General features: G+C 64.3%; 17 protein-coding genes. 10 read left to right on the top strand and 7 right to left on the bottom strand.

Features of this window, described 5'->3' with window-relative positions; translation table 11 throughout:
- The first annotated feature begins 100 nt into the window (after positions 1 to 100).
- Together ACH9L7_RS01450 and ACH9L7_RS01445 are read left to right on the top strand one after the other, a co-directional pair.
- Positions 101 to 1,645 (top strand): acyl-CoA carboxylase subunit beta, encoded by a 1,545-nt coding sequence (locus ACH9L7_RS01450; protein ID WP_396613312.1) that lies wholly within the window; start codon positions 101 to 103, stop codon positions 1,643 to 1,645.
- On the top strand, positions 1,642 to 1,911 hold the full coding sequence (locus ACH9L7_RS01445; RefSeq protein WP_396611975.1) for an acc operon protein: 270 nt from the start codon (positions 1,642 to 1,644) through the stop codon (positions 1,909 to 1,911). The genes ACH9L7_RS01450 and ACH9L7_RS01445 overlap by 4 nt, the downstream gene beginning before the upstream one ends.
- 7 nt (positions 1,912 to 1,918) lie before the next feature.
- Here the strand turns inward: ACH9L7_RS01445 and ACH9L7_RS01440 are convergent, their stop codons facing one another.
- Entirely contained in the window at positions 1,919 to 2,599 is a 681-nt protein-coding gene (locus ACH9L7_RS01440; RefSeq protein WP_396611974.1) for a glycerophosphodiester phosphodiesterase, read from the bottom strand.
- A gap of 169 nt (positions 2,600 to 2,768) precedes the next feature.
- Between ACH9L7_RS01440 and ACH9L7_RS01435 the strand changes: the two genes are divergently transcribed.
- The 4 genes from ACH9L7_RS01435 to ACH9L7_RS01420 are packed head-to-tail and all read left to right on the top strand — an operon-like array spanning position 2,769 to position 7,064.
- Positions 2,769 to 4,109 (top strand): ABC transporter substrate-binding protein, encoded by a 1,341-nt coding sequence (locus ACH9L7_RS01435; protein ID WP_396611973.1) that lies wholly within the window; start codon positions 2,769 to 2,771, stop codon positions 4,107 to 4,109.
- Positions 4,110 to 4,131: 22 nt separating this feature from the next.
- On the top strand, positions 4,132 to 5,025 hold the full coding sequence (locus ACH9L7_RS01430) for a carbohydrate ABC transporter permease (protein WP_396611972.1): 894 nt from the start codon (positions 4,132 to 4,134) through the stop codon (positions 5,023 to 5,025).
- 1 nt (position 5,026) lies between these two features.
- Positions 5,027 to 5,887 (top strand): carbohydrate ABC transporter permease, encoded by an 861-nt coding sequence (locus ACH9L7_RS01425; RefSeq protein ID WP_396611971.1) that lies wholly within the window; start codon positions 5,027 to 5,029, stop codon positions 5,885 to 5,887.
- 1 nt (position 5,888) lies between these two features.
- Complete coding sequence (locus ACH9L7_RS01420; RefSeq protein ID WP_396611970.1) at positions 5,889 to 7,064, top strand: ABC transporter ATP-binding protein; 1,176 nt, start codon at positions 5,889 to 5,891, stop codon at positions 7,062 to 7,064.
- 21 nt (positions 7,065 to 7,085) lie between these two features.
- On the opposite strand, the gene ACH9L7_RS01415 is transcribed toward ACH9L7_RS01420, so the two are convergent.
- The 5 genes from ACH9L7_RS01415 to cofD are packed head-to-tail and all read right to left on the bottom strand — an operon-like array spanning position 7,086 to position 10,592.
- Positions 7,086 to 7,274 carry a 30S ribosomal protein S17e gene (locus tag ACH9L7_RS01415; protein WP_007543007.1) on the bottom strand — a complete coding sequence of 63 codons (189 nt, stop codon included), beginning with the start codon at positions 7,272 to 7,274 and terminating at the stop codon, positions 7,086 to 7,088.
- Positions 7,275 to 7,298: 24 nt separating this feature from the next.
- Entirely contained in the window at positions 7,299 to 7,958 is a 660-nt protein-coding gene (locus tag ACH9L7_RS01410; protein WP_396611969.1) for a DUF447 domain-containing protein, read from the bottom strand.
- Positions 7,955 to 8,809, bottom strand: coding sequence for a triphosphoribosyl-dephospho-CoA synthase (locus ACH9L7_RS01405; RefSeq protein WP_396611968.1), 855 nt, complete (start codon positions 8,807 to 8,809; stop codon positions 7,955 to 7,957). Before ACH9L7_RS01405 ends, ACH9L7_RS01410 begins: the two co-directional genes overlap by 4 nt.
- The gene (locus ACH9L7_RS01400) at positions 8,809 to 9,600 is read right to left on the bottom strand and encodes a tRNA-dihydrouridine synthase (protein ID WP_396611967.1); all 792 of its coding nucleotides are present in this window, start codon (positions 9,598 to 9,600) and stop codon (positions 8,809 to 8,811) included. Before ACH9L7_RS01400 ends, ACH9L7_RS01405 begins: the two co-directional genes overlap by 1 nt.
- Positions 9,600 to 10,592 carry a 2-phospho-L-lactate transferase gene (cofD, locus tag ACH9L7_RS01395; RefSeq protein ID WP_396611966.1) on the bottom strand — a complete coding sequence of 331 codons (993 nt, stop codon included), beginning with the start codon at positions 10,590 to 10,592 and terminating at the stop codon, positions 9,600 to 9,602. Before cofD ends, ACH9L7_RS01400 begins: the two co-directional genes overlap by 1 nt.
- 134 nt (positions 10,593 to 10,726) lie before the next feature.
- Between cofD and ACH9L7_RS01390 the strand changes: the two genes are divergently transcribed.
- The 4 genes from ACH9L7_RS01390 to ACH9L7_RS01375 all read left to right on the top strand — a co-directional run bounded on the left by ACH9L7_RS01390 (position 10,727) and on the right by ACH9L7_RS01375 (position 14,954).
- Positions 10,727 to 11,899: an HD domain-containing protein gene (locus ACH9L7_RS01390; RefSeq protein ID WP_396611965.1), complete on the top strand. Its 1,173-nt coding sequence runs from the start codon at positions 10,727 to 10,729 to the stop codon at positions 11,897 to 11,899.
- 99 nt (positions 11,900 to 11,998) lie between these two features.
- Positions 11,999 to 13,222: an HD domain-containing protein gene (locus ACH9L7_RS01385; protein ID WP_396611964.1), complete on the top strand. Its 1,224-nt coding sequence runs from the start codon at positions 11,999 to 12,001 to the stop codon at positions 13,220 to 13,222.
- Positions 13,223 to 13,301: 79 nt separating this feature from the next.
- The gene (locus ACH9L7_RS01380; protein ID WP_396611963.1) at positions 13,302 to 14,315 is read left to right on the top strand and encodes an amidohydrolase family protein; all 1,014 of its coding nucleotides are present in this window, start codon (positions 13,302 to 13,304) and stop codon (positions 14,313 to 14,315) included.
- A gap of 93 nt (positions 14,316 to 14,408) precedes the next feature.
- Positions 14,409 to 14,954, top strand: a complete 546-nt coding sequence (locus tag ACH9L7_RS01375) for a universal stress protein (protein ID WP_396613311.1) — start codon at positions 14,409 to 14,411, stop codon at positions 14,952 to 14,954.
- Between the two features lie 12 nt (positions 14,955 to 14,966).
- Here ACH9L7_RS01375 and ACH9L7_RS01370 read toward each other — a convergent pair whose 3' ends face one another.
- Positions 14,967 to 15,995, bottom strand: a complete 1,029-nt coding sequence (locus ACH9L7_RS01370) for a biotin--[acetyl-CoA-carboxylase] ligase (protein WP_396611962.1) — start codon at positions 15,993 to 15,995, stop codon at positions 14,967 to 14,969.
- Positions 15,996 to 16,027: the final 32 nt, after the last annotated feature.

Below are 16,027 nucleotides of genomic sequence, written 5' to 3'. Positions count from 1 at the left end.
TTTCGACGACTGTCGAAGAAAGGGTTGCCGGATTGCGGAACTCCTTTGACCCCAGAATACGCACCGACGTTTCAATGAGTGAAGGTGGTCTGGCATGACGATGGAAGACCGGATCGACGAACTACGGGAGAAGCGCGAGGAAGCGAAGAAGGGCGGCGGTGAGGACCGAATTGCCTCGCAGCACGAGAAGGGCAAGATGACCGCGCGCGAGCGCATCGACTACTTCCTCGACGACGGAACCTTCCAGGAGTTCGACCAGTTCCGGACGCACCGCAACCACAAGTTCGGGATGGAAGAGACGAAACTCCCCGGTGACGGTGTCATCACGGGCTACGGTGAGGTAGACGGCCGCACCGTCTTCGTCTTCGCCCACGACTTCACCGTCTTCGGCGGGTCGCTCGGTGAGGTGTTCGCCGAGAAGGTCTGTAAGGTGATGGACAAGGCGATGGAAGTCGGCGCGCCCGTCGTCGGCCTGAACGACTCCGCGGGTGCGCGGATTCAGGAAGGCGTCCAGTCGCTCGGTGGCTTCGGCGAAATCTTCCGCCGCAACACCGAGGCATCCGGCGTCATCCCACAGATTTCTGCAATCATGGGACCGTGTGCTGGCGGTGCGGTCTACTCCCCGGCGCTGACGGACTTCACCTTCATGGTCCGCGACACCAGCCACATGTTCATCACCGGGCCGGATGTCATCAAAACCGTCACCGGTGAGGAGGTCACCTTCGACGAACTCGGTGGGGCGACGACTCACACCGCGACGAGCGGGGTCGCACACTTCGCCACCGACACCGAAGAGCAGGCGCTCGACGATATCCGCCACCTCCTTTCGTATCTCCCGCAGAACAACGTCGAAGACCCGCCGCGCGTCGAACCGTGGGACGACCCGGACCGCGAGGACGAACACCTCGCCGAGGTGGTTCCGGACCAACCGAGAAAGCCATACGACATGCACGATGTCATCGGCGGCGTCCTCGACGAAGGCTCGTTCTTCGAGGTGCAGGAGGACTTCGCGAAGAACATCGTCGTCGGATTCGCCCGCCTCGACGGCCACTCGGTCGGTATCGTCGCCAACCAGCCCCGCGTGAACGCCGGAACGCTCGACATCGAAGCCTCGGAGAAGGCCTCCCGGTTCATCCGCATGTGCGACTCGTTCAACGTCCCAATCGTCACGTTCGTGGACGTCCCCGGCTTCCTCCCCGGCACCGACCAAGAGCACAACGGCATCATCCGCCACGGCGCGAAACTCCTGTACGCGTACTCCGAAGCGACGGTGCCCCTCATGACGGTCATCACGCGCAAGGCCTACGGTGGCGCGTACGACGTGATGGCCTCGAAGCACCTCGGCGCGGACGTGAACTACGCGTGGCCGACCGCCGAAATCGCAGTCATGGGTCCGCAGGGCGCGGTCAACATCCTCTACCGTGACGAACTGCAGGCGGCCGACGACCCCGACACTCGCCGCGACGAACTCATCGACGAGTACCGCGAGGAGTTCGCCAACCCGTACACGGCGGCCGACCGCGGGTACGTCGACGACGTTATCGAACCGGCGGAGACGCGCAAGCGCCTCGTCTCCGACCTCCAGATGCTGAAGACCAAGCGGAAGTCGCAACCGGACAAGAAGCACGGGAACATCCCGCTATGAACGGGGACACCCTGTCGGGGCTATCGATTCCCGACGACGCGGACCCGGAGGAGGCCGCCGCCATCGTCGCCGCCGTCGGCGCACACATCCGCGACCAAGCCGCCGCTGCTGCGGCCGCCGCCGCGAACACCGACGACGAGACGTGGAACGAAAAGCGCTGGCAGTACGCCGGGCGACTCGAATCGGTCACGGGATGCGGGCGTCGCGTCCCCTCCGGCGCACCCACGAACGCGTGGGCAGCGTCCGGGCGCGTCGATAGGTTCTAAGCGACTCTCAGTTTTCTTTCTCGCCTGCGGTTTGAGTGACGACCGCCGGGTCGTCCACGATGACGCCGTCGACCCCCCACTCGCGCAACTCCTCGACCGTCTCGTTGTCGGGGACCGTCCACGTGTTGACTTCGAATCCAGCGTCGTGCGCCGCTTCGGTTCGAGCCTCCGAGAGCAGTTCGTAGTGCGGGTGGATGGCAGTGCAGTCGAGTTTCGCGGCGACTTCGAGTGACTCGTCCCAGTCGTCGGCGAAGAGGAACGCGAGTGCGAGGTCGGTCGTCTCTCGAACCTCGCGGAGGGCGTCGTCGTCGAACGACGAGACCAGCACCTCGTTCGGCACGTCGGCAACGACGGAATCGAGGTCCGAAGCGAGGCCAGATTCCTTCAGTTCGACGTTGACACACGCCGTCTCCGGGAGCGCATCGAACACCTCCGCAAGCGTCGGAACCGACTCGTCTGTGTCGCCGACACGGAGTTTCCGGAGGTCAGAGAGCGTCGCTTCGGCGACCGGTCCCGACCCGTCTGTCATTCGGTCCAGCGTCTCGTCGTGAAAGACGACGAGTTCGCCGCTCGCACAGCGTCGCACATCGAGTTCGATAGCAGGCAAGCGCGCCGCGGCGGCGCGGAAGGCAGAAAGCGTATTTTCGGGTCCGAGAGCGGGACAACCGCGGTGTGCGAAAGCGCGCATGGAGGTATGTGAGGAAGACCGAGACTGAAAGCAATTTCTCAATTGACACACAGTAACAAACTGAAAACATGAGATATCGATAGACAATAGTTGTGACACCACCGACTATTTTCTCTAATATATTATCTGAAAGAAAGACTTTTCATTGCAGCTTGGTACCCTCCGAGCGATGCACGAGATTAACCGACGGCGATTCCTTCAGGGTGCAGGCACGGCCGGTGTAGCCGGACTTACTGGACTGTCCGGATGTACCGGGAGTCTCGGAGGGGGCGGCACGGCGACCATCAAGTTCTGGCACGCGATGGGTGGCGACACGGCGAAGTTGCTCGACGACATGGGGTCGGAGTTTGAGTCCCAGACTGAGGGTGTGAAACTCGAAGTCGCCTCCAAGGGGAGTTACCGCGAGACGCTGAACGCGACAACGTCGGCGGTGAAAGCTGGCAACCCACCCGCAGTCGCCCAGATTTTCGAAGTCGGGACGCAACTCGCCATCGACAGCGGGGCGTTCGTCCCCGTCGAGGACGTCATCCCGTCGGACCGCATCGACTACGACCAGTACCTCGACCCGGTGATGAACTACTACCGCATCGATGGGAAACTCAATTCGATGCCGTTCAACTCCTCGAACCCGGTTCTCTACTACAACAAAGACGCCTTCGAGGCGGCCGGGCTGGACCCCGAATCGCCGCCGAAGACGTTCGAGGAGGTTCGCGCTGCCTCCGAAGCGCTCGTCGCAAACGCGGACGTAGAGAAAGGAATCACGTTCGCAAACCACTCGTGGTTCGTCGAGCAGTGGTTCGCAGAACAGGACGCGATGCTCGTCGGCAACGAGAACGGTCGGGCTGGCACGCCGGTGAAGGCTAATCTGACGAGCGACGCCTCGCGGAACATCTTCGAGTGGTGGGCCGACATGTACGACGAGGGCTACTACCTCAATCCCGGTGTCGAAGCTTGGGGCGCGGCAGACCAGGCGTTCCTCTCGGGGAAGACGGGTATGCACATTACCTCTACCTCGGGTATCACGTCGCTGACCGCCGGTGGCAAGGAAAACGGCTTCGAGGTCGGCGTCAACTACCTGCCCGTGCCGAATGGGTCGCGCAACGGTGTGGTCATCGGCGGGGCGTCACTGTGGGTCCCGTCGGGCCTCTCGGACGCACAGCAGGAGGCCACTGCCGAGTTCCTCCTGTGGATGACCCAACCCGAACAGCAGGTTCGCTGGCACAAGGGAACTGGATACTTCCCTATTCACTCGGGCGCTGTCGAGACGCTCCAGAACGACGGCTGGTTCGACGAGAACCCCAACTACGTCACGGCGTTCGACCAACTCCGGGAGACGAAAGACAGCCCCGCAACCCGCGGCGCTGTCATGGGGCCGTTCCTGAAGACTCGGACTATCATCGAAGAGGGCTACGTCTCGATGATTCAGGGAACCTCGGTTGACGACGCGCTTTCGAGCATGGATTCGAAGGTCGAATCCGAACTCGAAGCACACGCCGAGAAGACCAACTGAACGCCCCGAACTCGCATTTCCTATGGTACGAGATATTCGCGCGTTCGACGACTCACGAACGGCAGCGGTGTTTCTGGCACCGACGCTCGCCGTGTTGGTACTGTTCCTCTACTATCCATCGTTCGAGACGTTCCGGCTCAGCCTCTACGAGACGTTACTTCTGGGCCAACAGACGACGTTCGTCAGCCTCGACAACTTCGTCACGCTCGCCACGTCGCCGGAGTACCACAACAGCCTGTTCGTCTCCTTTGCCTTCGCGGCCGTCGTGGTCGTGGGGTCGCTGACGATTGCGCTGTTCGTCGCCTACCAACTCTACCGCGTCGACAAGTGGCGGTCGGTCTATCTGGTCGCGGCCATCTGGCCCTACGCCCTCCCGCCCGCAGTCGCCGCGACAGTGCTTCTGTTCCTCTTGCACCCGAATCTGGGCGTCATCACCCACTACATCGAGTTGATTCCCGGTGTCGAGTTCGACTGGTTCACGAACGGACCGCTCGCCTTCGGCGTCCTCGCCGTCGTCGCCATCTGGAAGCAACTCGGCTACAACATCGTCTTTCTCCTCGCCGCGCTCCACAACGTGCCGGAGTCGCTGGCGGAGGCCTCCCGCCTCGACGGCGTCGGGTCGCTGACGATGCTCCGCGAGGTGTACGTCCCGCTCATCTCACCCACGCTCGGCTTTCTCGTCGTCATGGACACTATCTACGCGTTCTTCTCGACGTTCCCGCTCGTGGACCTGATGACAAGCGGCGGGCCGAACGGGGCGACGAACCTCCTCATCTTCAAACTCTACCGCGACGCGTTCGAGTTCAACAGCCTCGGCCTCGCCTCGGCGGAGTCCATTGTCCTCTTCGGAATCGTCTCGATACTGATGGTGGCACAACTGAAACTGACGGGCGAATACGCCCACTACGGGGCCTAACATGGCGGTCGAAGACACCTCCATCACGGCTGAGTCGACGACCGTGGGGCTGCCGGATACGCTGTGGGTCCACCTCTCGCTTATCGTCTCTATCGTCCTCATGGGTGCGCCCTTGCTCCTCGCGTTGCTGATGAGCACCCAGTCGACCGCCCAGATTTACGACGTGACGAACCTCTCTCCCGGCGGGCACGCCCTCAAAAACTACCAGAGCGCCCTCTTCGAGTACGACCTCGCGCAGTACATCCTCAACTCGCTCGTAATGGCGAGTATCGTCGTCGTCGGGAAGGTGTCGCTGTCGCTTCTGGCGGCACTGGCCATCGTCTACTACGACTTCCCGTACAAAGACGCCACCTTCGCGTTCGTTCTCCTGACGCTGCTTCTTCCGGTTCCGGTTCGCATCGTCCCGCTTTTCGAACTCATGGCCGACCTCGGGTGGGCGAACTCGATGCTCGCCATCACCGGCCCGTACATCGCCAGCGCGACGGCGGTGTTCCTGTTCCGACAGCACTTCCTGAGCATCCCCTCGTCGCTCGTGGAGACGGCCAGACTCGACGGCGTCGGCCCCATCGAGTTCCTCGTGGACGTGCTCGTTCCGATGTCGCGCGGCATGATTGCCGGCGTCTCGGTCATCACGTTCGTCTACGCGTGGAACCAGTACCTCTGGCCGCTCATCGTCGTCTCCGACCAGCACAAGCAGGTCGTCCAAGTGGGTATCAGCTACCTTCAGAGCGCCAGTCAGGCTGGCCAGACGCAGTGGGGACTCATCATGGCGGGGTCGATACTCGCCCTCAGCGTCCCGCTCGTCGTCCTCGTCGTCCTGCACCGACCGCTCCTCGAAACATTCGCCCTCCAACAAAAGTGACATGACTGCAATCGAACTCGACTCAGTGACGAAACGATTCGAAGACGTGACCGCCGTCGACAGCATCTCTCTCGCCGTCGACCCCGGCGAGTTCCTCGTCCTCGTCGGTCCATCTGGCTGTGGGAAATCGACGACGCTCCGCATGGTCGCCGGTCTCGAAACCGTCTCCGACGGGGTGCTCGAAATCGGTGGCGACCGAGTAAACGGCGTCGAACCGAAGGACCGCGACGTGGCGATGGTCTTCCAGAACTACGCGCTGTTCCCGCACATGACCGCCGAGCGCAACATGACCTTCGGCGCGGACGCCGCCCGCGACATCTCCGAATCGGAACTCTCGAAACGGGCGGCCGAGGTGGCTGAAATGCTCGGTATCGAAGACTTACTGGACCGCAAACCGGCCGCTCTCTCTGGCGGCGAACGCCAGCGCGTTGCCATCGGCCGCGCGCTCGTCCGCGAACCCTCGGTCTTCCTCATGGACGAACCGCTGTCGAACCTCGACGCCAAGCTCCGCATCCAGATGCGGACGGAACTTGCCTCGCTGCACCGTCGCCTCCAGACGACCACAGTGTACGTCACCCACGACCAGACGGAGGCGATGACCCTCGGCGACCGCGTCGCCGTGATGAACGACGGCCACGTCGAGCAGGTCGCCCCGCCGCAGGAACTCTACGACCGCCCCGCGACCCGGTTCGTCGCAGAGTTCATCGGCGAACCCGCGATGAACGTCCTCCCGGTCGAGGTTCGCAGCGACTCCGTCGCCCACGACAGCGGCCTCGACGTTCCCATCTCTGCCGGTAAAATAGACTCGACGGCCGAAGCGGCGGACCTCGGTGTCCGGCCCGAAGACATCGACATCACGACTGCGGAAACTGCCAGCAACTCCGGTTTCTGCACTGCGACTGCTGAAGTGACTGTGACAGAACCCCTCGGCGACAGTCTTCTCGTCCACTGCCGACTCGGTGACGAGACGGTACAGGTCTCGACGACCCCGCGGGCGGCGTTCGAACCCGGCGAACGGGTTGTCCTGACGGTCGATGCCGACCGCTCACATCTATTCGACCGCGAAAGTGGCGAGGCAGTGTACCACGCACCGGCGACGGCAGTCGAAGAGTCCGAGGGCACGGCTCCGAGCGCCGAAGCAGTCGCTCCCGGAGCAGGCAGAGAAGAGATTCAGTAGTAGAATCGTCTGTGTCGAGAATTACGCGGCCTGACCGCCCTTCTTGCGGGTGATGTAGCCCGCGATGCGGTTTCGAACGCTCTTCGATTCGACGGTGGTCAGTTGGTCGACGCTGTCCTTGTTGGTCTCGAAGTCCGTGTTGAACGCCTGCGGGTAGCGCTCCAGCAGGATGTTACCCAACTGCTTGACGTATTTGGGCTTGATTGCCATGTCCGAGATTTCCCCGGACGAACACTAAAACGATTCGTTCCGTCTTTCCGCGGCCAACCCGCGCCACCCGGTGTGTTCGTCGATGCGTTCGAACGCCTCTCGCTCGGCCTGACCGCCGCACGCCGCCACGGTCTCTTCGAAGTACGCGAGTCGAGAGAGTAGTTCGTCGGTATCGAACGCGGGCACGTCGAGTCGAGAGGCCGCAACTGTCGCGTCGATGACCGCCCCGAACGCCCGGTTGATGGTGAACGGGCGGGTCTGTTCGACTGCCGCGTCGATGGGGCGAAGTTCCCACCGCTCCCAGTGGGTTCCGTCATCGTCGCCGGACTCGACCATCCCAGCCTCGACTTCGGCCCACGCGTCCGCCGAGTCGAGAACAGGTGCCTCCTCCTCGCGGATGGTCATCGCGGCGTCCACGAAGTCCCGCGGGTCGCTGACGAACTGAACGACGCCGCCATCCTGTCGGTGGAAGTTGCGGCGCGTGCGGGTGTTGCCCCACGTGGTGGCAGTGACAACGTCCTCGTCCTCGTCTGGTGCATGAAGTCCCAGCGCGGCGAAGTTCCACAGCCCGTTCGGGCCGAGGGTCGCGACGACTGATTCAGTGACGCCGCGGAGTTCGACCGGCCACTCGACGGTCTCGTCGGCTTCGTCACCTCCGCCTTCGCCTTCCTCGTCGCGGCTCATAGCGGCACCCCCCGTTCCAGTGCGACAAACGTCGCCGCGCAGACGATGTCGGCCGTCGTGCCGGGATTGATTCCCTCGGCGACGAACTCCTCGGCCAACGTCTCAGCCTCGTCGAGGTCGGAGACGGCCGCTGCGCGGTTCATCACGTCGCGGGCGACGGCCTCGCCGTGGTTCGTCACGACGAGCGTGTCAGGCTCTTCGGTGAGGAGGTCGATGAACGCCCGCGCCACACGGTCGGTAACTGGTCCCTCGTCGTCAAGGATGGAGTCGGCGGCGCGGAACGTCCGGGCGAATCTGCCGGTCCACTCCCGCGCGTTCGCATCTCGCTCTGCACTGAGGTCCATCACGTCGTAGAGTGTCAAATCACGTTCTCGGAGCGCGGGTTCGGCAGCAGACCCGTGGCGAACGTCGAGGTCTGAGGCGTCTTCCGGCGGGTCGCCGACGGCGACAGCCACGTGTTCGAACGCCCGGTAGAACGACACCGCGTCGTCCACGGTCGTCGCTTCCGCGACGCGAGTCGCGCCCTCCGGTGAGAGGTCGCCCGCGGCCGCGGCTTTCACGAGCGGGACGAGAAGCAGGAGACACCCGAACTGCGTGTTGCCGCCACCTTGGTTGCTCATCCCGGCGACCGCTGTCTCGAATGCCTCGCCGACCGAGGCACCCTCTTCCGCCAGACGGAGCCCTGACCCCGACCCGACAGCGCCGGTCAGGAAGTGCTCGAAGTGGAGACCCGAGAGGTCGCGTCGGCGGTCCACGTTCCCCGGTTTGGGCGTCCCGGCGACTTCGAGGAGGAGTGCGAGTTCGGCGTGTCGAGCGGGTCCAAATCCACGCTCCGTGACCGAATTCGACATCAGACGGTCGCCTCCCGGTCGTCGTCCGAAACTGACTCCTCGTTCCGCTTTGCGAACCACCCGTCAGTTGCAGTCCGCACCCGCTGAAGCACCGCCGGATTATCGCTCGGCCGCCCGACGCTCACGGCGTCGGCCCCGTATTCGAGATATTCGTGGACAGTCTTCCGGTCACGGACGCCGTTGTTGGCGATGACAAATAGCTCGGGCGCGGCGACGACGACATCCGCGACGACTGCCTCGGAGTCCATCGCGTCGATGTGTATCCAGTCTGCCCCGGCGTCGGCGAGGGCTTTGGCGAGGCCCGGCAGAGAGACGCCATCGACTTCCGTGCGAACCTTCACGCCGACTCGTGCGCCTTCTGCTCGCGCGGTTTCGACGTATTCGACGAGTCTGTCGGTGTCGCGGAGGAGCGTCTCTCCGCACCCAACTGCACAGAGTTCGTCTTGTCGGCAGTGGGCGTTGATTTCGATGCCTGCGCCGTGGTCGGCGCAGACCGCGGCGACGTCCCCAATCGGGTCGCCCGTCGTCGCCCGGACGTTGACCGCGGCGAAGATATCTGGGCCGTCTGTTGCTTCCAATTCGGCCAATTGCTCGGCGATGAACCCCGTTGGGTCGTCGGTGATGAACTCAGACCGGTCGCGCGCGACGAGTTCCTTCGCAGCCTCCTGTGCTGTCTCGTCGATGGCGACGCCGCCAAGGAACGCAGCCCCCACGTACGGGGCGGCAGCACGCGCCCAGTCGGCGTCAGACTCGCCGCTGAGGCTCGCCACGGCGACGCGAGGGGCGAACATCACGACACCTCCGCGAACGCCTCGGCGACGGCACGGGCGACGCGAGCGGCGTCCTCTGTCCCGTCGATTCGAGTGTCAGTGTTGACGATTGGCCTGTCGAGGTCGGTGCCGTCCGCGTCGTCGAGGACGAACGCGTCCGCGAAGGGGTACGCTTCGGCGACACCGGCGGTCGAGGGGTCGTACCCGATTCCTTCCATGAGGTCGGCAGCGGGACCGGAGAACACGTGGTCTTCGACGAACGGGGAGACGGCAACGACCGGCGTCTCCGCGAGCGCGTCGGCGAAGTCGTCGAGCGCCAGCATCGGGCCGATGCTCGTAACCGGGTTCGAGGGGCCGACGACCACAGGGTCGGAGAGCGCGTCGGCGACTTCGGGCGTGATAGTTGCCTCGTCCGCGCCGCGGAATTCCACGTCCCGGACTTCGGGTGCGGCGCGGTGGTGGACCCAGTACTCCTGAAAGTGCATCACGCCTTCGTCGGTGTGGACGAGGGTGGCTACCGGGTCGTTGCTCATGGGCAAGAGCGACACGTCGAGGGCGAAGGCGTCCGCGAGCGTTTGTGTGACCTCAGTGAGCGAGTTGCCTTCGTCGAGGAGGGAAGTCCGGGTAATGTGGACCGCGCGGTCTCGGTCGCCGATTTCCATAAACTCTGCGACACCCGAAAAGCGTCGCCAGCGGGCGATGTCGCGACCGACGGTCTGGGCCTCAGCAGGGAGGTATCGCGGGCCGGGTTCGAGACCCGCGGCGTCGGCGAGGCGGTGGAGTTCGTCGTCCGTCTCGGTGGTGTCGCCCGCGATGCCCCACCAGCGGTCGGTGTCGAGGACGCCACCACCCGAAAAGAGGACGGTGTCGAGGTCGGGACAGACGAGGTGGCCGCCGAGTTCGACATCGTCGCCGGTGTTTGCGACGACCGTCGTCTCAGCGGGGTCGAACACCTCGGCGGCCCCATCGAGAAGTTTGGGGGTGCCCGTACCCCCGGCGAGGAACGTTACCATGCTCCGGCGTAGGGTGAGCGGCGGTTTGAAAGTTCCTTCACCGGAGACGGTGACCCCCCACAGAACGGGAGACTGCTACCGAACCCACGGAAGTGAATGGTCGGCTATTTGATGCCTGTTGCCCAACTGCCGCTATGACCGTGGTCAAAGACAGCGTCCACGACTACATCTCTCTGGACCCCGTGGCCGCCGACCTCGTCGATACGCCCGAGTTCCAGCGCCTCCGCCATATCAAACAACTCTCGACGGTTCGTCTCGTCTACCCCTCGGCGAGTCACACGCGATTCGAACACAGCCTCGGGGTCTATCACCTCGCCTCGCGCGCCCTCTCACACCTCGGTATCGAAGGCGAGGAAGCCGCCCACGTCCGTGCCGCCGCTCTCCTCCATGACATCGGACACGGCCCCTACGGCCACCAGACCGAGGACCTCATCCGCCGCCGAACCGGCCGCGACCACGACGAGATTCACGACCTGCTCGACGGCTCTGTCGTCGGTGAGGCGCTCGAAGCACACGGTCTGGACCCGGTGCGGGTCGCCGATATCGTCGACGGCGCGGGTGGCCTCGGCCAACTCGTTTCGGGGGAACTCGACGTAGACCGGATGGACTATCTCGTCCGCGACGCCCACCACACCGGCGTCCCCTACGGCACTATCGACCACGGCCGACTCGTCCGCGAACTCCGGTATCGAGACGGGGAACTCGTCCTCGCCGAGGGGAACGTCCAGACCGCCGAATCCCTTCTCCTCGCCCGCGCGCTGATGAATGGGACGGTCTACCGCCACCACGTCTCCCGAATCGCGGGTGCGATGCTCGAACGCGCCTCTGAGCGACTCGTCGACGACGGCCTCCCAATCGAGGAGTTCGTCCGAATGGCCGACCACGACCTGCTCGTCGCGCTCGGTGAACGCGTCCCCGACCTCGGGGAACGAATCGAACGCCGCGACCTGTACAAGCGGGCGGTCTGGGCACCAATCGACGCGGTGCCAGCGGATGTCGTCGAACTCGGGTACGAGGCGACCCGCGAAGCGGAACGCGACATTGCAGAGGTGGCCGCCGTGGACCCAGAGTCAGTCATCGTCGATTCCCCGTCACGGCCTCGTATCAAGGAGTCGCGGTCGCGCGTCGTCGTCAACGGCGTCGTCCGGCGACTCGAAGACGCCTCGGAACTCGTCGGCGCACTGCGGGCCTCCGAGCGAATCCAGTGGCGACTCGGCGTCTACGCGCCCGACGCGGTTCGAGACGAAGTTGCGGCGGCCGCAGTCGATGTGCTTGGGCTTCCGATGCGCGTGACTGCGCCCGTGTGATTTCCATTCTCGTACTCGACTATCGGCAATTCCCGTACTCGACTATCGGCACCGAACTCCGCCCGACCCTTTTTACCCGGTGACGGTCGAACCCCCACCATGGCGACCATCAAGGACAGCGTCCACGACCACATCGAGGTCACGGGCGTCGCTGAAGCCCTCCTCGATACGCCGGAGATGCAGCGACTCCGCCGTATCAAGCAGTTGGGAACGGTCCAACTGGTCTATCCCTCCGCGAATCACACGCGATTCGAACACAGCCTCGGGGTCTACCACCTCGCCTCGCGCGCCCTCTCACACCTCGGTATCGAGGGTGACGCTGCGGCCCACATCGAGGCGGCCGCCCTCCTCCACGACGTTGGCCACGGCCCCTACAGCCACAACATCGAGGACGTGACCCACCGTCACACCGGCAAGTACCACGACGACGTGGAGGAACTCGTCACCCGGGGGACTGTCGGGTCGGTTCTCGACGACCACGGACTCGACCCGAAACGGGTTGCTCGCCTCGTCGCCGGGGACGCGAAGTTCGGCCAACTCGTCTCTGGCGAACTCGACGTAGACCGGATGGACTACCTCGTCCGCGACGCCCACCACACCGGCGTCCCCTACGGCACCATCGACCACGAGCGACTGATTCGGGAACTCACCTTCGTCGACGGCGAACTCGTCCTCGCCGAAGGGAACGTCCAGACCGCCGAATCCCTCCTCCTCGCCCGGGCACTCATGAATCCGACCGTCTACGCCCACCACGTCGCTCGTATCTCGAAGGCGATGCTGCGCCGCGCGTCCGAGCGACTGCTCGCGGAACCCGACATCGACGCCTACGAACTGCGCCGAATGGACGACTACGACCTGCTGGTCGGCCTTCGACTCAACCCCTCGACTAGCGAGTTCGCCGAGCGGTTGGCCACCCGCGACCTGTACAAACGAGCGGTCTGGGCCGAACTACAGGACGTTCCCGAATCGCTCCTCGACGCCGACCACGAGACGATTGCCGAGTTCGAACGGGATATCGCCGACGTTGCGGACGTACCCCCCGAGTCTGTCATCGTCGATATCCCCTCGCGCCCCTCGATGACAGAGTCGTCCTCTCGCGTGATGGTCAACGGCGAGATTCGGCAGTTAGAGCGCGAGTCACCGCTCGTGCAGGCGCTCAGGACCGCACAGGAACAGCAGTGGCGACTCGGTGTCTACGCGCCCGCTGACGAGACAGACTCCGTCGGCCGCGCGGCCGCCGACACCCTCGGATTGGACGTAAGCGGTGCCCTCGTCAACGAGGTTCGAAGCGGTCTCAACGCGACGCTCGACGACTTCGAGTAGGTCGTCTCCGCGGAGAGGCACGCGGTCGTCCCATCTCGATGCGGGAGGTTCAAGCGGCACGGCGACCGACTCCCGAGCGATGCAACTCGAGGGGACCGTACTTCGTGGCCGGGACTTCGAACCGGTCGAGGGCCGGGTCGTCGTCGAAGACGGAACGATAACCGCCGTCGAGGAGACGGCCACCGATTCGACCGATATCATCCTACCAGCGTTCGTCAACGCGCACACGCACCTCGGTGACTCCATCGCGAAGGAGGCGGGTGGCGGACTCTCGCTGGACGAACTGGTCGCCCCGCCGGATGGGTTGAAACATCGGCTACTCCGGGCGGCGAGCACCGAGGAGAAGGCGGCCGCGATGGCTCGCTCGCTCCGCATGATGGAACAAAGCGGGACCGCGGCGTGTCTCGAATTCCGCGAAGGCGGTGTCGAGGGCGTCGAAACCATTCGGATGGCGCTCGACGGCCGCGACATCGAGGCCGTCATCCTCGGCCGAGAGACGGCGGATGCGATGCGAGAAGCAGACGGATTCGGCGCGTCGGGGGCGCGAGACGCCGAGTTCGGAGAACTCAGAACCGAGACCGCAGCGGCTGGCAAACTGTTCGGCATCCACGCGGGCGAGCGTGACCCCCACGACGTGGCTCCCGCGTTGGACCTCGACCCCGACTTCCTCGTCCACATGGTCTACCCCGAACCGTCTCACCTCCAGCGCGTCGAAGACAACGAGATTCCAATCGTCGTCTGCCCGCGGTCGAACCTCGTGACTGGGGTGGGCGTCCCACCCATCAGGGAACTCGTCGAGCGAACGACCGTCGCTCTCGGCACGGATAACGTGATGTTGAACAGCCCCTCGATGTTCCGCGAGATGGAGTTCACGTCGAAACTGGCGGACGTGCCCGCCGTCGAGATACTCCGCATGGCCACCGTCAACGGCGCGGACATCGCCGACCTGAACTACGGCCTCGTCGAGGAGGGCCGCGACGCGAAACTCCTCGTCCTCGACGGCGACTCGGACAATCTGGCCGGCGTCCAAGACGTGGTTCGCGCAGTCGTCCGCCGCGCCGGGATGGCCGACGTGAAAAACGTGTACCTGTAATCGGAGGACACCTGTCCCGTCCGACATATTCTCGCAGTAATCCGCACGTAGCAAAGCGTTATTAGCGGCCTCGATAATATGTTACCAAGTGTCATAGAGATGTACGACCGAATCATCGTCCCAATCGACGGGTCAGACGGCTCCGAGCGCGTCACGACCCACGCCGCCGCACTCGCTGAGATTCACGGTGCGGAACTTCACGGCGTGTACGTGATGAACGCCGGAAGCTTCGCGGGTCTCCCGATGGAAACCTCGTGGGAGGGCATCGACGACCTGTTGCGTTCGGACGCCAAGGCCGCGGTCAGTCTCGTCGAGCACGCCGCCAACGAGCGGGGCGTCCCGGTCGAGACACATATCCTCGAAGGCACACCGAGTCGAGAAATCGTCAAGTTCGCCGAGCGCGGCGAGTGCGACCTCATCGTGATGGGGACACACGGACGCGGTGGTATCGACCGCCTCCTCCTCGGTTCGGTCGCCGAGAAGGTCGTCCAGGCGTCTTCGGTTCCCGTCTTGACCGTTAGAATCGAGGGCGGAAATCAAGAATCGGACCCGGTCGTCGAGGCCGCCTCCGCCGAAACCAACGCCGGTGCGCCGGAATCCGCGAGCGACGCTGCGGCGACCGCCGACGGCGAGCAGTAGCGACCCGATTTCTTACGCTTCAGGTGCGGGACGGAGGTGCTCGCAGTCTCCGGCATGGACGCGCTTTTCGCCATCGTCTGTCCGGACAACCAGCGTCCCCGGGTGTTCGATGTCGATAGCCTCGCCTTCGATGACGCCACTCGCCGTGTGGACGCGAACCCGTCGCCCGAGTGTGTCTGCCCGCTCGCGCCACGCCGGGAGGACGCTGTCGAGGTCTGCGTGGAGTTCGTCGAACCGTTCGAGCACCCGCTGGACGAACACGCGACGTTCGACAGGCCCGGATTCGATAGCGACGCTCGTCGCCTCCTCCGGGAGCGCTTCGGGGTCGATATTGACGTTGATGCCCGGTCCGATGACCAACCACGAGACGCGGTCCGCCTCGCCTTCCATCTCGGTGAGGATGCCGCAGAGTTTTCGGTAGTCGTGGTTGGACGCTTGGGCACCCGACGAGCGATTGTTCGCTTCGCTCACGATAACACCGTCAGACTCCGGCGAGCCTGACGAGCGATTGTTCGCTTCGCTCACAATCACGTCATTCGGCCACTTGATACTCGCATCTACTCCCGCCTCACGCGCCGCATCGCACACGGCGACGGCCATCGCGAGCGTGTACAACGGTGCAAACGCAGGCGGTTCGTCGGGGCGGATGAGCACACTCATCCAGACGCCGCCGTCGGGCGAGGTCCACACGCGCTCTTTTCGTCCCTTGCTGGCTGATTGCTTGCGGGCGACGACGACGATGTCGCTTGCGCCCTCGGCGGCGAGTTCGCGGGCGCGCTCGTTCGTCGAGGCCAGCACCTCGTGAAACTCCACGTCGTAGTCGGCTTCCAGCCCGTATTCGATTGCCGGACCGCCGTACTCCGGTACGTCGGCGACGACGTAGCCGTTGGGGGTACTCTCGACGACGAACCCCTCCTCGCGGAGCGACTCGACGTGCTTCCAGACGGCGGCACGAGAAATGTCGAGTTGGTCGGCGAGTTCGGGTCCGGAAACTGGCCCCTCGGCGAGTGCGGAAAGGAGGGCGCGTCGCGTGTCGCTCATGAGAACGGCTACTCACGCGTGTGAAAAGAGGT

It is taken from the genome of Haloferax sp. S1W (genome assembly GCF_044593955.1).
In the GTDB taxonomy this organism is placed as follows: domain Archaea; phylum Halobacteriota; class Halobacteria; order Halobacteriales; family Haloferacaceae; genus Haloferax.
The sequence above is the reverse complement of the archived record's forward strand: the minus strand, read 5'-3'. Positions and strand labels throughout refer to the sequence as shown.

Excerpts from the sequence above, each read along its gene's own strand:
- ACH9L7_RS01380 (WP_396611963.1), top strand. The coding sequence starts at position 13,302 with ATGCAACTCGAGGGGACCGTACTTCGTGGCCGGGACTTCGAACCGGTC.
- ACH9L7_RS01370 (WP_396611962.1), bottom strand. The coding sequence starts at position 15,995 with ATGAGCGACACGCGACGCGCCCTCCTTTCCGCACTCGCCGAGGGGCCA.
- ACH9L7_RS01440 (WP_396611974.1), bottom strand. The coding sequence starts at position 2,599 with ATGCGCGCTTTCGCACACCGCGGTTGTCCCGCTCTCGGACCCGAAAAT.
- ACH9L7_RS01420 (WP_396611970.1), top strand. The coding sequence starts at position 5,889 with ATGACTGCAATCGAACTCGACTCAGTGACGAAACGATTCGAAGACGTG.
- ACH9L7_RS01405 (WP_396611968.1), bottom strand. The coding sequence starts at position 8,809 with ATGTCGAATTCGGTCACGGAGCGTGGATTTGGACCCGCTCGACACGCC.
- ACH9L7_RS01430 (WP_396611972.1), top strand. The coding sequence starts at position 4,132 with ATGGTACGAGATATTCGCGCGTTCGACGACTCACGAACGGCAGCGGTG.
- ACH9L7_RS01415 (WP_007543007.1), bottom strand. The coding sequence starts at position 7,274 with ATGGCAATCAAGCCCAAATACGTCAAGCAGTTGGGTAACATCCTGCTG.
- ACH9L7_RS01450 (WP_396613312.1), top strand. The coding sequence starts at position 101 with ATGGAAGACCGGATCGACGAACTACGGGAGAAGCGCGAGGAAGCGAAG.
- ACH9L7_RS01385 (WP_396611964.1), top strand. The coding sequence starts at position 11,999 with ATGGCGACCATCAAGGACAGCGTCCACGACCACATCGAGGTCACGGGC.
- ACH9L7_RS01400 (WP_396611967.1), bottom strand. The coding sequence starts at position 9,600 with ATGTTCGCCCCTCGCGTCGCCGTGGCGAGCCTCAGCGGCGAGTCTGAC.
- ACH9L7_RS01445 (WP_396611975.1), top strand. The coding sequence starts at position 1,642 with ATGAACGGGGACACCCTGTCGGGGCTATCGATTCCCGACGACGCGGAC.
- ACH9L7_RS01435 (WP_396611973.1), top strand. The coding sequence starts at position 2,769 with ATGCACGAGATTAACCGACGGCGATTCCTTCAGGGTGCAGGCACGGCC.
- ACH9L7_RS01425 (WP_396611971.1), top strand. The coding sequence starts at position 5,027 with ATGGCGGTCGAAGACACCTCCATCACGGCTGAGTCGACGACCGTGGGG.
- ACH9L7_RS01390 (WP_396611965.1), top strand. The coding sequence starts at position 10,727 with ATGACCGTGGTCAAAGACAGCGTCCACGACTACATCTCTCTGGACCCC.
- ACH9L7_RS01410 (WP_396611969.1), bottom strand. The coding sequence starts at position 7,958 with ATGAGCCGCGACGAGGAAGGCGAAGGCGGAGGTGACGAAGCCGACGAG.
- cofD (WP_396611966.1), bottom strand. The coding sequence starts at position 10,592 with ATGGTAACGTTCCTCGCCGGGGGTACGGGCACCCCCAAACTTCTCGAT.